The following is a 15,784-nucleotide window of genomic DNA, read 5'->3' on the forward strand; positions in this document are numbered from 1 at the left end:
GTCATACTCCGTTGCGCTGCTGGAAGTGCTTTTGTCCAGACAGGTCCGCAATCAGACCGGGGCCTTGGGGTTCCCACGCAAGAACCTGCCGGCATTTCCGCCCACTGACTGTCTGGTCGAGCGCCAGCGCATCAGCGAATGGGCCGAGCGATTTGCGCGCCTCGTCGAGCGGCCAGATTTCGACGCGGTCGGCGCCGACCGAGGCTCGAATCGCTTCGCCGATGTCGGCAACGGCGACGGCATCTTCGGCGACCACGTTGAAAATCTGTCCGGCGACTCGATCGTCTCCGCTTGAATCACCGTTTGACGCCCGCTCCACCGCGCTCAGATAAGCCGTGGCGAGATCGTCGACATGCACGGCCGGCCAGTGGTTGCGGCCGTCACCGACGATGATCACGCTGCCGGTCTGGCGGACCATGCCGGCTAGCATGCCGAAGACGCCGCCGCCGTAGCCGTGCACCATCGCCGGTCTGAGGATCACCGCGGCAATCGAGCGACCTGCCGCCAGCGCCAGCACGCGTTGCTCCACAGCGGGCCGCCAGGCAACGAGTGGAGTCGGGCCTGGCGCTGTCACTTCGGTCGCGGGCTCGCCCTGCGTATTGCCATAGACCCAGGTGCCCGACGTATAAACAAACGCCGCACCCGGACGCAAATGCGCGAGCATCGCCACAGTCGCGGCCTCGTCCGCCGCGGCGGCGGAAGCATCGTTGGTCGACGCCATGTGCATCACGCCATCGGCGGCACCGGCAGTTGCAGCGAAAGACTGTGGCTCACGCAAGTCGCCGACATGGAGTTTCACGCCGAGACGTGCCAGCGCCAGCGCGGCCGCCGACGTGTCTGCGCGCACCAGCGCCGTCACCTGGTGGCCGCGGCCGATGGCCTTGCGCGCGACCGCTTGCCCGATATATCCCGTACCACCCGTGATGAACAGTTCCATAGCGTTTTCCTTGAGAAATTGCCTGCGGAGTTGATGTGTCACTAAAACGAGACTGATTAGTCTCGTTCGTGGGTAATCTAAACGAGACTAGTCAGTCTTGTCAACGAGGCGGTGATCTGTTATTTGTTTGTCATGAATGCGCTCTCTCTTCCCACCCTGAGCCCGCTGCAACGCCGTAAGCGGTCCGCCATCTTCGACGGTGCGAAAGCCGTTTTTTTGAGGCAGGGTTTTGGCCTCGCAACGATGGACGATGTCGCCGCAGCCGCCGGTGTCGGCAAACAGACGGTCTACCGCCACTTCAAGTCGAAGGAGGCGCTCTTTGTCGGTCTGGTGAGTTCGATGTGCGCCCAGGTGGGTGAACTTCTTGCCAGTGCTCTGGACGCGCCATCCGATGGCTCACCCGAAGTCGAGTTGCGCGAGTTGGGATGGGTGTTGGCACGAACCCTGATCGAGCCGGATTATCTGCGGCTTTACCGGGCCATCGTTGCCGAGGCCGAGCGTCTTCCGGAACTCGGCCAGGTGTTTTATGAAAATGGAGCGAAGGTCGTGCGGGTCTACGCCGCGGAGATTCTGCGAAAGAGATTTGACGAAGCGACGGCTGCAATGCGCGCCGCGACATTCGTGCAGTTGGTGCTTGGCGACGCGTATCTGGAGCTGTCTATTGGCTACACGGTGTCCGATGTCGAAACGCGCTTCGCGTTGCAGATTGACGAGGCGGTGGCCGCAGCGCTCCGTTAGAGCGTCCAGCGACCGAACCTCAGCGCTTGTCCTTTGCAGGCAGGAACGTCGGCTCCATTCGTCCAGCGGACGTCCATCGCTGAATCGACGCCCTCGACACTCAGATCGACCTGCTGATCGCTCAAGCCCAGGATCACATCCACTTCGGATACGCCGCGCGAAACGCCGGCAAGCGCGGCGTCGCTACCGTCCTCGACGAGTTTCGACGCATTCGAGAATGGATACGCACGTCTGGTGTCGGGCAGGCGATGGGATCGATCTGCCCGCCACTTTTCATTGCCCGAAGGGGCAATGGGGATTGCCCCGAATCCCTATGGTAGCGTGTTGCCAAAAGACTAAGAATTCCGAAGTGAACCAGCGCGCTGTGTGGATCGAATGCGTCGTTCTGGTCCAGGTGGCATGTGCCCGGTGGCAACCGGTCGGCATGGTGGATTGGGCACCGTTTCCAGTTATTCGTCATCCTGACGACCGTGGACGAGGCCATGAATCACATCTACCGTCTGTGCTGGAATCGGTCTCTCAGGCAATGGGTCGTCGCGTCGGAACTCGCGACGCGGCGCGCGGGCAGAGGGGCTTCCGGTAGCGGAAAAAGCGCCCGCCGCATCGTGACGATCGTCGTTGCGGGCGTACAGTTGCTGTGGGTGGGCACGGCGTATGCTGCGGGCGCACCGACCGGCGGCCAGATCGTTTCGGGTGCCGGTTCCATCAGCCAGGCGGGTGCGACGACAACGATCCAGCAGGTCAGCCCGACACTGCAACTGAACTGGCAGAGCTTCAACGTCGGTGCGGGTCAGACCGTCAATTTCGTACAGCCGGGCAGCAGTGCGCTGGCGGTCAACCGCATTCTCGGCAGCACGCCGAGCACCGTGCTCGGCAAACTCAACGCCAACGGCCAGGTCTGGCTCATCAACCCCAACGGTGTACTGTTCGGTCCCTCCGCGCGGGTGAACGTCGGCGGCATCGTCGCCTCCACGCTCGACCTGGACCCGGCCAGCCTCGGCAGCAACACGCGCCGCTTCAGCGGCAGCGGGCAAGGTAGCGTGGTCAATCAGGGCACGATTACGGCAGCCGATGGCGGCTATGTCGCACTCCTTGGTAATCGCGTTTCCAATCAGGGCATCATCAGTGCGCGCCTGGGCACGATCGCGCTCGCAGGCGGCACTGCGGCGACGCTCACGTTCGATGGCTCGCGGCTCGTTCATATTCAGGTCGATGCGAGCACGCTCGACAACCTGGCCGAAAACCGCCAGTTGCTCGTGGCCGACGGCGGCCAGGTCATCATGACTGCGGGCGCGAAGGACGCGCTGCTTGCCAGCGCCGTGAACAACACGGGCAAGATCCGCGCGCAGACGGTGGAAGATCACGAAGGCAAGATCGTGCTGCTCGGCGGTATGGAAGCGGGGCAGGTGAACGTTGGCGGCACGCTCGATGCGAGTGCGCCGAACGGCGGCAACGGCGGCTCGATCGAAACGTCGGCGGCGCATTTCGGCATTGCGCCCGACACGCACATCACGGCGGCGGCGCCGTTCGGGCGGGCGGGCACGTGGCTCGTCGACCCGACCGACCTGACCATCGACGCCAATGCGGCCACGCAGATCTCGAACACGCTGAACGGCGGCACCAACGTCGTCGAGCAGACCACGGCGTCGGGCACATCGGGCGCCGGTGTGCAGAGCCCCGGCGCGGGCGACATCAACGTCAACGCGGCCATCGGCTGGACCAATTCCGCCGCGAGCCTGACGCTCGAAGCGCTCAACGCCATCTACGTGAACGCACCCGTGACCGGCGCGGGCGCGGTGAACATGCAGGCGGGCACCGGCAACCTCACGATCGCTTCGGGCGCGTCGATTACCGGTGGCGCGGGCGTCGTGCTCGCAACCAACGCCAACTTCGTGAACAACGCGGGCGGGTCGGCCGTGAGCACCGGCACCTCGTCGCCCTGGCTGATCTATTCGACCGACCCGCGGCTCGACACGGCCGGCGGCCTCGCGCCTTCGTACATCCAGTACAACGCGCCCTATGGCACGACGCCCGCAGCCGCCGGCAATGGCTTTCTCTACCGCCTTGCGCCCATCATCACGCTCACCGGGCTCACCGGCAGCGTGACCAAGGTCTATGACGGCACAACCACCGCGAGCCTGACGAACGCGAATCTTCAGACCACGGGGCTCGTGAATGGCGATGTCGTTGCGAGCGCAACGGGTACGTATGCGACGTCGAACGCAGGCACGGGCATCACCGTGAATTCGCCGACGACGTTTGCCGGCGTTGTCATCAACACGTCGGCGGGCATTCCCGCCTACGGCTACCAGGCGCGGGGCACGGCTTCGGCCAGCATCGGCACGATCACGCAGGCGCCGCTCGCGGTCAGCATCGTGAACGATCCGACCAAGGTGTATGACGGCACGACCTCGGCCCCGCTCACGGCCAGCAACTACAGCTTCACGGGGTTCGTGGCCGGGCAGGGCGCGAGCGTGAACCAGGCCAGCTCGGTAAGCTACGCGAGCGCCAACGCGGGCACGGGCATTCCGGTGAACGCAACCTTCACGTCGACCAATTTCGTCGCGAACAGCGGCACGAATCTCGCGAACTACACGCTGCCGACCACGGCCGCCGGAACGGGCACGATCACGCCGGCGCCGCTGCTCATCAGCGGGCTCATTGCCAGCAACAAGGTCTACGACGGCACGCGCGCCGATACGCTCGATGTGAGCGGCGCGTCTCTCTTCGGGCTGATCAGTTCGGATAACGGACAGGTTGCGCTGAACACGAGTGGCGCGACCGGCACGTTCGTGACGCCCAATGTGGGGAACGATATTTCGGTCGCCGCTTCGGGCTTCACGCTCACCGGCGCCAAGGCCGGCAACTACGCGATTTCTCCGCCGCTTTATCTCGCCGCCAACATCACGCCGAAGTCCGTGACGATCACGGGTGTGACGGCGAATGACAAGGTGTACGACGCTACCAGCACCGCCTCGCTCAATCTGGGCAGCGCGACGCTCACAGGCCTCGTGACCTCGGACGCCGGCAAGGTCACGCTCTCCACGAGCGGGGCCGCCGGCACGTTCAGCCAGTCCGACGTGGGCAACAACCTGCCGGTCTCGGTGAGCGGTCTCACGCTGGGCGGCTCGGCGGCCGGCAATTACTCGGTCACGGGAATCACGGGCCTTGCCGCGAATATCACGCCTGCGCCGCTCACGGTCACTTTCCTCGGCTCGCCGACCAAGGTCTACGACGGCAGCGCCAATGCCACGCTGACCCAGGCGAACTATACGATCTCGGGTTTCGTGGGCGGGCAGAGCGCCACCATCGGCCAGACTTCGGCTTCCTACGCGACACCCAACGCGGGCACCGGCATCACCATCAGCGCGACGCTACGTCCCTCGGATTTCGTACCGGCGGCCGGCACGTCGATGTCGAACTACACGTTCCCGTCCTCCGTGATCTCCGCGACCGGCATCATCACGCCCGCGCCCGTGGAAGTCGATATCATCAACAATCCGACCAAGGTTTTCGACGGCACGACCACAGCCTCGCTCGGCGCCGACAATTATCAGGTGCTCGGCGCAATCCCAGGCGAGTCGATCACGCTGAGTCCGTATCCGACGACCGGCGACTACGCGACGCGCAACGTCGGCTACCAGGGCGTTAGCACGACGCTGCCCGCGGGCGATTTCCAGGCGGGCCCGAACACGCTGCTCTCCAACTATGCGCTGCCGACTACGGCCACGGGCATGGGCACGATCGTGAAGCGGCCGATCAGCGGCGGGCTGAGCGCCTCGATCACCGACAACCCGTCGAAGACCTACGACGGCAACACGGTCGCCACGATCCCCGCCAGCGACTTCACGTTCAGCGGCTTCGTCGGCACGGACAGCGCGACGGTCTCGCATACCATCACCGGCCAGTACGCGACGAAAAACGCCGGGTCGCAGGCGGTCACGGCTTCGCTCGCGCAGACGGATCTCACGGCCGGCGCCGGCACGAATCTGAACAATTACTCGTTTCCCGTGGCCGCCTATGGCGCCGGCACGATACTTCCGGCCGTGCTGACCGTCACGATCATCGGCAATCCGACCAAGGTCTACAACGGCGACGCGATCGCACGCGTGCGCGACACCAATTTCCTGATTACCGGTTTCGTGAGCGGCGAGGGCGCGAGCATCACGCCCACCGCACAGTTCACCTATGACCAGGCGAACGCGGGCAGCCGGAGCGTGAGCGGGTCGCTCGTGCCGGGCAATTACACGGCCAGCAGCGGCACGCTGCTCTCCAACTACCAGTTGCCGACCACGGCATCGGGCCCTGGCACGATCACGCCGGCGCCGCTCTATATTCTGAACGCCTATGCGACCAACAAGGTCTACGACACCACGACGGCCGACACGCTCAACGTGAGCAGTGCGTCGCTTTCAGGCGTGGTGCCATCCGATGCGGGCAACGTGACGCTCAACACCTCCACCGCGGGCACGTTCGCACAGTCCAACGTCGGCAACAACATCGCCGTGACGGCAAGCGGCTTCAGCATTTCGGGCAGCGCGGCGGGCAACTACACGCTGCAACCGCTCACGGGGCTGACCGCGAACATCTCGCCCGCGCAACTGATCGTGAACGGCGCCGTGGCGAACAACAAGGTGTACGACAGCACGACGGCGGCCACGATCAACAGCAGCAACGCGACGCTTTCCGGCGTGCTCGGCAACGACAATGTCACGCTGGCGTCGGGCAGTGCGAACGGCCAGTTCATCACGGCGAACGCGGGCACGAACCTGGCGGTCACCGCGAGCGGTTTCACGCTGAGCGGCACGCAGGCGGGCAACTACACGGTGCAGCAGCCGCAGAACCTGTACGCCGACATCACGCCGGCACCGCTCACCGTCACGATTACGGGCAACCCCGTCAAGCAGTACGACGGCACGAAGTCGGTGACGCTCGGCGCTTCGGACTTCACGATCGCAGGCTTTGTGGGCAACCAGAGCGCCACGGTCACGCAGACCGCTTCGAGCGGCTATCTCTCGCCGAATGTCGGCACCAACGTCGGCCTGAGCGCGACACTCGAACCGTCGGACTACTCGGCGGCGTTCGGCACGAACCTGTCCAACTACAATTTGCCGACCCAGGCGACGGGCACGCTCGGCCAGATTACGGCGAAGATCATCAACCTCACCGGCACGCGCGTGTACGACGCGACGACCGGCGCCAACGCGGACCTGTTCTCGAGCGCGGGCGTGGTCAACGGCGTGAATGGCGAGACGCTGAGCCTGAGCGGCAGCGGCACGCTGACCAGCAAGAACGTGGGCAGGCAGGTGCCGTTCGCGAATCTCGGTACGCTGGCATTGGGCAATGGCTCCAACGGCGGTCTCGCCAGCAACTACACGTTGCTGGGCGGCACCGACTGGGTGACCATCACGCCCGCGCAACTGACCGTGCTCAACACCATCGCGCTCAACAAGGTCTACGACGGCACGACGGCGGCGACCTTGCAGAATGCGCTGCTCAGTGGTGTGATCGGCAGCGACAGCGTCGCGCTCGGCAACGACACGACGGGCAACTTCAACAACAAGAACGTGGGCACGAACAAGCCGGTGTCCACGAGCATGACGATATCGGGCACGGACGCGGCGAACTACACACTGGTCCAGCCAACCGGCATTACCGCCAATATCACGCAGCTCGCGGCAACGATCGCGGCCAGCGGCATCGACAAGCAGTACGACGGCACGCCGGCGGCCAACGTCAATCTCAGCAGCACGGCGGTGGTGGCGGGCGACCAGGTGAGCTTCAGCGATACGGCGGCCAACTTCTCCCAGTCGGACGTGGGCAACAATCTGGCGGTGCACGTGAGCGGCATTTCGGCGAGCGGCGCCGACGCGGCCAACTACCGGTTCGCCAACACGACGGCGGACACCACGGCCAACATCACGCAGCGCGTGCTGAACCTCCAGGGCTCGCGCGTGTACGACACCACGACCAATGCGGCCGCGACGCTGTTCGGCTCCGGCGGCGTGCTGCAAGGCCAGAACGGCGAGACGCTCACGCTCGGCGGAACCGGGCAACTGGCGGACAAGAACGTGGGCAACCAGAAGCCGTTTGCCACGAACGGCCTGAGCGGCTTTACGCTGACCGGCAACGGCACGGCGAAAGCGAGCAACTATACGCTGGCGGGCGGCACCGACTGGGTCACCGTCACGCCCGCGCAACTGTACGTGAGCGGCACGGCGGCCCAGAACAAGGTGTATGACGGCAACACCAATGCGCTGCTGGTGGGCGCCACGCTCAACGGCGTGCTGGGCAGCGACAGCGTGGCGCTCGGCAACGACACGCAAGGCCAGTTCAACGACAAGAACGTGGGCACCAACAAGCCGGTCACCACGAGCATGACGATTTCGGGCACGGATGCGGGCAATTACAACCTCGCTCAGCCCACCGGCCTTGTCGCGAACATCACGCCGCTCGGCGTGACGGTGGTCGCGTCGGCCAGCAACAAGGTCTACGACGCCAACACGACGGCGACCGTCCAGCTCAGCAGCCCTGGCGTCGTGGCGGGCGACCAGGTGGTGTTCAGCGACGAGTCCGCCACGTTCGATACGAAGGACGTCGGCACGGGCAAGACGGTGACGGTTTCCGGCATCAACGAAACCGGCGCGGACGCGAGCAATTACACGTTCACGAATACGACTGCCATCACCACGGCGAACATTACGCCGTTCGTGCTGAACTTGCAGGGCACGCGCGTGTACGACGCCACGACGAATGCGAACGCGAGCCTGTTCGGCGACAACGGCACGCTGACCGGCGCTGGCGGCGAAACGCTCGCGCTCTCCGGCACCGGCACGCTCGCGAGCAAGAACGTGAACTCGCGGCAGGCGTTTGCGACCAACGGCCTTGCGGGCTTCACGCTCACCGGCAACAACGGCGCGCTGGCCGGCAACTACACGTTCGCGGGCGGCACGGACTGGGTCGACATCAGACCCGCTTCGCTCACCGTGACCGGCACCACGGTGAACACGAAAGTCTACGACGCCACCACGAACGCCACGCTGAGCGGCGCGGCGCTTGCCGGCGTGCTGGGCGGCGACAACGTCACGCTCGGCAACGACACCACGGGCACGTTCTCGGACAAGAACGTCGGCATCGGCAAGTCCGTGACGGCATCGACCATGACCATTAGCGGCAACGACGCCGGCAATTACGTGCTGACGCAGCCCACGGGCCTCACGGGCACTATCACGGCGCGGCCCATCGTCGTGGGCGCGACGGCGCAGAACAAGACCTACGACGGCTCGACGGCCGCCACGGCGACGGTGGCCACGAACGGCGTGCTGGCGGGCGACGTAGTGAATCTCACGTTCGCCGGCGCGAACTTTGCCTCACCGAACGCGGGCAACGGCATTCCCGTGACGGTCACCGGCATTACCGCGAGCGGCACGGATGCCGGCAACTACGCGTACAACACCACCGCGGCGACCACGGCCAACATCCTGCCCGTCGTGCTGAACCTCACCGGCTCGCGCGCGTACGATGGCACGACAGGCGCGGCGGCGAGCCTGTTCGGCAACGCCGGTGTGCTGACGGGCGTGAACAGCGAAACGCTCACGCTTTCGGGCACCGGCACGCTCTCGACGAAGAACGCGGGCTCGCAGGTGCCGTTCGCCGCCAACGGTCTTTCCGGCTTCACGCTCACAGGCAACAACGGCGCGCTGCCCGGCAACTACACGCTCCTGGGCGGCACGGACTGGGTGAGCATCAACCCGCTTGCGGTCACGGTGAGCGCGACAGCCGAGAGCCGGTATTACAACGGCACGACCGCGGCCACGGCGACGATCACCCCCAGCGGCGTGCTGGCGGGCGACAGCGTGAATTTCGGCTTCGGCAGCGCGAACTTCGCGTCGCGCAACGCGGGCAACGGCATTGCCGTCACCGTGAACGGCATTACGGCGAGCGGCGCTGACGCAGGCAACTATGCGTTCAACACCAGCGCGACGAGCGCCGCCGATATCTGGCCTTACGTGATCGCGCTTCAGGGCGCACGCGTGTACGACGGCACCACGGGCGCGGCGGCAAGCCTGTTCGGCAACAACGGCGTGCTCACCGGCGTGAACGGCGAAACGCTCACGCTGTCCGGCGCGGGCACGCTCGCGGGCAAGAACGTGAATGCGAAGCAGCCCTTCGGCGCGAACGGCCTGGCGGGCTTCACGCTGGCAGGAAACGGCAGTGCGCTCGCCAGCAACTACACCCTTGGCATTGGGGTTGGCGACTGGGTCAACATCACGCCGAAGCCGCTGACGATCACGGCCACCGGCGAGAACAAGGTCTACGACGGCACGACGACCGCGCAACTCGGCAGCTTCACGGTGAACGGGCTCGTGGCAGGCGACAACGCTTCGGTTGGCTACAACTCGGCGGACTTCCTCACGGCCAACGTCGGCCGGAACATTCCGATCACGGTTGGCCTATATGGCAACGGCACGGACATCAGCAACTACTCGTTCGGCAGCAAGGTCGTGACGACGAGCGCGGACATCACCCCGCGTGTGCTGACGATCACGGCCAACGTGCGCAACAAGTTCTACGACGGCACCACCACGGCGACGCTCACCGGCCTGAGCATTGCCGGCCTCGTGTCCGGGGAAACCACCGAATTCACGGCGACGGGCGCGAACTTCGTCACCGCGAACGCGGGCAACAACATCCTCGTCACCGTATCGGGCATCGCGGGCACGGGCACTACGCTCGGCAACTACACGTACAACACCACGGCCATCACGACGGCGGACATCTTCCCGTACATCCTGAACCTCACAGGCAGCCGCGTGTACGACGGCACGAACCAGGCGAGCGCGAGCCTCTTCGGCAACGGCGGCCAGCTCACGGGCGTGGCGGGCCAGACCTTGACGCTGTCCGGCACGGGCACGCTCGCCAGCCGCAACGCGGGATCGCAGCAACCCTTCGCACCGGGCGGCCTTCAGGGCTACACGCTGAGCGGCAACGGCTCGGCGCTCGCAAACAATTACACGCTGCTGGGCGGCATCGACTGGGTCACCGTCACGCCGCTTGCCGTCACGGTGAGCGCAACCGGCAGCGGCAAGGTCTATGACGGCACGCGCACGGCTTCGGTGGGCCTCGCGAGCAACGGCATTCTGAGCGGCGATAACGTGAGCTTCAGCGCGCAGTCTGCCAACTTCGTCACGCCGAATGCCGGCAACGGCGTTCCGATTCTGGTGACCGGCATTGCAGGCAGCGGCGCGGACGCCGGCAACTACACGTTCAACACCGTGGCGACGACGTCCGCCAACATCGCGCCGGTCGTGCTCGACCTCACGGGCGGCCGCGTGTACGACGCGACCAGCGGCGCGGCGGCGAGCCTGTTCGGGACGAACGGCGTGCTCCAGGGCGTGAATGGCGAGACGCTCACGCTCTCCGGCAGCGGCACGCTGGCTTCGAAGAACGTCGGCAACCAGATCGGCTTCGCGTCCGGCGGACTTGGCGGCTACACACTGACCGGCAACGGCGCGACGCTTGCCGGCAACTACACGCTGTCGGGCGGCGTGGACTGGGTGACGGTCACGCCCGCGCCGCTCATCGTGGTCGGCACGCTCACGAGCAACCGGACCTACGACGGCACCGTGTTCGATACGCTTTCGGGCGCGACGCTTGCGGGCGTGCTCGGCCACGACAGCGTGACGCTCGGCAACGGCAACCAGGGCTATTTCAACAATCCCGCCGTTGGTTTCAACAAGCCGGTGAGCACGGCCATGACGGCCGACGGCGTGGATTCGGGCAACTATGTGCTCGTGCAACCAACCGGCCTGACCGCGGACATCATCGCGCCCGTTTCGCCGGTGCCGTCGGGCACGCTCGCCAGCATTCAGGCGCCGCTCGGACCGAACGACACGACCACGCCGTACGGCACCGCTTCCGACTCCGCGCAGGGCAGCTATGCGGGTAACCAGAAGCAGGAGAATCATCCCAACGAGCGCAATGTGGCACGTTCGGACTTCCACCCGGGCCTCGCGCTCACGGTGCTCAATGGAGGGGTCCGGCTGCCTGCGAACTGAGTGTGAACCGGGTGTGAACTGAGGCCTCCGCGTGGAGGAGAAAAATAACGCGCGCGCAGTAGCGCGGGCACGACAGCTTCCAACCATGATCGAGACTCGCTCGAAACGCCTGCGCAAAACACGAATCTGTCTCGCCGTCACGCTCGCTGCGACGGCCTTCGGCGCCGCGGCGCAAGTGCGCTTGCCGACGCCGCCCAATAGCGGCCAGTTGCTGCAACAGGTGCCGCAGCCCACCATGCAGCAGCCGCCATCGAACCTCGATCTCACGATCCAGCAGCCGAAGAACGCGCCGGCGGACAACACGAAGACGTTTCCCGTGCGCACCATCGAGATCACGGGCAACACGCAGTTGCCCACCAGTCTGCTACACGCGGTCGTGGCGCCGAGCGAAGGCAAGGACCTGACGCTGAGCGACCTGAACGCCTTGGCCGACCGTATCAGCGACGTCTATCACGAGCATGGCTTCCCGCTCGCCACGGCCTATGTGCCTGCGCAGACGATCGAGAACGGCGTCGTGCGCATCGACGTGGCCGAGGCGCGTTACGGCGCCGTTTCGCTGAATAACCAGAGCCCGGTAGCGGACCGCGTGCTGAACAATACGCTCGCGGCACTGCAATCGGGGCAGCCGGTCAGCGAGTTCGAGCTCGAGCGCACGCTGCTGCTGCTCCAGGACATTCCGGGCGCAGAGGTGAGTTCGACGCTGCGCCCCGGGGAGCAGGTGGGCACCTCCGATCTGCTGGTGGACGTGACGCCCCAGCAGCGCGTGACCGGCGACGCCGGCGTGGACAACTTCGGCGACCCGTATAGCGGGCGCGTGCGCGGCAGCGGCAGCCTGTACATCAACGGTTTGTTCAATCAGGGCGATCTGCTCGATTTCAGCGCGTTGACGACGGGCAACGGCATGACGTACGGGCGCATGGACTACCGCTATCTGCTCAACGGGCAGGGCACGACGCTCGGGGCCACGGTGTCGGGGCTCGACTATCACCTCGGCAACGATCTATCCGAATTGCAGTCGCACGGTTCGGCCTTCGTGGGCGGCGTGGTGCTCGCGCAGCCGATTATCCGCAATACGCGGGGCAATCTTTTCGGCCAGGTCGAGTATGACTTCCGCAGGCTCAACGACAACATCGATATCATCGGACTCCAGAACGATCGCCATACGAACAGCTTCATCACCACGCTCGCCGGCGACCAGCTCGATGCGGGCGGCGTGACCAACGCGCGACTCGCCATGACCTATGGCGTGCTCTCGGCGAACAACTGGCAGACCGACATCATCGACCAGCTTGGCGCCGACACCGCGGGCCACTACGTCAAGCTCTCGCTATCGCTGTCGCGCCTCCAGCAATTCACACGCCAGGACGCGCTGTACTTCGGCTTCTCCGGGCAAACGTCGAGCAAGAACCTCGACACCTCCGAGCAGTTCTACCTGGGCGGCCCCGACAGCGTACGCGGCTACGACGTCGGCGTGCTGTCCGGCTCGCGCGGCTATCTGGCGACGATCGAGTATCGGCACGATTCGACTTTCCAGAACATTCCGGGCATCTGGCAGTTCTCCGTTTTCGTCGATACCGGCTGGATACAGCAATACAAGAACACGTTCGTGCCCGGACCCAACACCGGCCAGTTGAGCAGCGCCGGCTTGGGCGTGCAGTGGAACGGCCCGTACAAGCTGCTGCTCAGCGCCAGTGTCGCGTTTCCGTTCGGGCGCACGCCGGAGATCCTCAGCGCGAACGCCAACACGTCCGTGCACTGCTGGGTGCAGTTGCGCAAGGCGTTCTAGCAGGCGGGCAATGCAAAGCGCAGCAGCCGGCGAACCGGTTCTGCCACGGTGTCACCCGATTCGCATTGCCCTTTCGGGCAAGCGCATTTCCCCAACTCCCTATGGTCTCGCCACGGCCTTTGTGCGAAATATTTAGGTGAAGATCGCGAACAACCGGCGCGGGCGCGGTGCGCCCGCTGTCTCCCCGAATAACCGGAGGTAGTCATGTCCCAATCGGACGACGCAGCGAAGACAGGCGGACGCAGGGCATTCCTCAAGAACGTAGCGGTCACCGGCGTGGCGACGAGCCTTTCCGGCGTGGTGGGTGAAACGCTGGCGCAGGCCGCCACCGCGGCAACGGCGACGGGCCCGGCGGCCAAGCCGGCGACCCCCGCGACGATTGCAGTGAACAAGCAGTACGCCGACTTCCTCTCGTTCGAGGACGCGCAGGACTTCGAGGACGCCAAGCGCGGCCTCGTTGCGACGATGCCCGAGCCGGTCGTCATCAAGGGGCCCGACGGGAATGTCGCGTGGGACCTCCAGCAGTTCGCCTTCGTGAGCGGCGGCCCCGAGAACAATTCACCTTCCACGGTGAACCCGAGCCTCTGGCGCAACGCCAAGCTCAACATGAACCACGGCCTCTTCAAGGTGGTCGACGGGATCTGGCAGGTGCGCGGCTACGATCTCTCGGTGATGAGCATCATTCGCGGCGACAAGGGGTATATCGTCGTCGATCCGTTCATCACGACCGATGTGTCGTCGGCGGTCTGGAAGCAGCTCGTCATTCCGCATCTGGGCGACCATCCCATTACGCATGTGATCTATACGCACAGCCACGTGGATCACTACGGCGGCGTACGCGGGCTCGTGAGCGACGACGACCTGAAGTCCGGCAAGGTGCAGATCGTGGCGCCGGCCGGCTTTACCGAGGCGGCCGTGGGCGAGAACATCATCGCCGGCAACGCGATGGGACGCCGCGCCAGCTATATGTACGGCTCGCTGCTGCCGCGCAGCGCAACGGGCATTGTCGACGGCGGCCTTGGCAAGACGACTTCGGTGGGCACCATCACGCTCGCCGTGCCCACGCAGTTCGCCGAAAAGACCGGCCAGAAGCTTACGCTCGACGGCGTGGAACTCGTGGTGCTGATGGCGCCGGAGTCGGAAGCGCCCGCCGAATTCATGTTCTATCTGCCGAAGTTCAAGGCATTCTGCGCAGCGGAAGACGCGACCCACACGCTCCACAATCTGTACACGCTGCGCGGCGCCAAGGTTCGCGACGCGTTGCTCTGGTCCAAGTATCTGCAATCGTCGCTCGACATGTTCGGCGACGACATGAAGGTGGTTTTCGCGTCCCACTACTGGCCGACATGGGGCAACGATCGCGTGGTCGCATTCCTGCGCGCACAACGCGACATGTACCGCTACATGCACGACCAGGTGCTGCGCATGGCCAACAAGGGCATGACGCCGCTGGAAATCGGCGAGGCCATGCGCCTGCCCGACAGTCTCGCGAAACACTGGTTCTGCCGCGGCTACTACGGCACGGTCTACCACGACGCCGTTGCGCAGTACAACCTGCGTCTCGGCTTCTTCGACGGCGTGCCCGCGAACCTGCACCGCCTGCCGCCGACCGAGGCGGGCAAGCGCTACGTCGAGTTCATGGGCGGATCGGCCGCCGTGTTGAGCAAGGCGCACGGGTATTACAGCAAGGGCGATTACCGCTGGGTCGCGGAAGTCGTCAATCACGTCGTGTTCGCGGAGCCACAGAACACCGCCGCGAAACAGCTCCTCGCCGATACCTACGAGCAACTGGGCTATCAGTCCGAGTCGGCCTCATGGCGCAACTTCTATCTGACCGGCGCGCAGGAGCTTCGCGGCGGCATCAAGCAGCTTCCCGCGCCGCAGCCGCAGAGCCCGGACACCATCCAGGCCATGCCGCTCGACATGTTCCTCGACTATCTCGGCATCCGGCTCAACGGTGATCGTGCCAACGGGAAAACGGCCTCGTTCAACCTAGTGCTGACCGACACGAAAGAGAATTACGTGCTCGGGGTGGAGAACAGCGCGCTGCACTACACGAAGGACAAGTCCTCGAAGTTGGCCGATGCCACGGTCACGATGACGCGCGCGGACCTCAACGACATCATGATGGGCAAGACCAACATGCAAAAGCTCGTGATGGCCGGCAACGCGAAGATCGACGGCAACAGCCAGAAACTGGGCGAGTTCGTTTCCTGGCTCGATACCTTCGACTTCTGGTTCAACATCGTCACGCCCTGAGGTGCT

Annotated in this window: 5 protein-coding genes; 4 read left to right on the top strand and 1 reads right to left on the bottom strand. The window is 65.0% G+C overall.

What is annotated here, in order from left to right; all coding sequences use genetic code 11:
* Window position 1 precedes the first annotated feature (1 nt).
* Entirely contained in the window at window positions 2–937 is a 936-nt protein-coding gene (locus C7401_RS32295; protein ID WP_112175613.1) for an NAD-dependent epimerase/dehydratase family protein, read from the bottom strand.
* Between the two features lie 111 nt (window positions 938–1,048).
* On the opposite strand from C7401_RS32295, the gene C7401_RS32300 reads away from it, so the two are divergent.
* The 4 genes from C7401_RS32300 to C7401_RS32315 all read left to right on the top strand — a co-directional run bounded on the left by C7401_RS32300 (window position 1,049) and on the right by C7401_RS32315 (window position 15,778).
* Complete coding sequence (locus C7401_RS32300) at window positions 1,049–1,675, top strand: TetR/AcrR family transcriptional regulator (RefSeq protein WP_258397317.1); 627 nt, start codon at window positions 1,049–1,051, stop codon at window positions 1,673–1,675.
* Window positions 1,676–2,157: 482 nt separating this feature from the next.
* Window positions 2,158–11,733 carry a YDG domain-containing protein gene (locus C7401_RS32305; protein ID WP_112175809.1) on the top strand — a complete coding sequence of 3,192 codons (9,576 nt, stop codon included), beginning with the start codon at window positions 2,158–2,160 and terminating at the stop codon, window positions 11,731–11,733.
* A gap of 85 nt (window positions 11,734–11,818) precedes the next feature.
* The gene (locus C7401_RS32310; protein WP_112175617.1) at window positions 11,819–13,519 is read left to right on the top strand and encodes a ShlB/FhaC/HecB family hemolysin secretion/activation protein; all 1,701 of its coding nucleotides are present in this window, start codon (window positions 11,819–11,821) and stop codon (window positions 13,517–13,519) included.
* Window positions 13,520–13,723: 204 nt separating this feature from the next.
* The gene (locus tag C7401_RS32315; RefSeq protein WP_112175618.1) at window positions 13,724–15,778 is read left to right on the top strand and encodes an alkyl/aryl-sulfatase; all 2,055 of its coding nucleotides are present in this window, start codon (window positions 13,724–13,726) and stop codon (window positions 15,776–15,778) included.
* The last annotated feature ends 6 nt before the right edge of the window (window positions 15,779–15,784 follow it).

The sequence above is a fragment of the Paraburkholderia unamae genome (assembly GCF_003268775.1).
GTDB classification, from domain to species: domain Bacteria; phylum Pseudomonadota; class Gammaproteobacteria; order Burkholderiales; family Burkholderiaceae; genus Paraburkholderia; species Paraburkholderia unamae.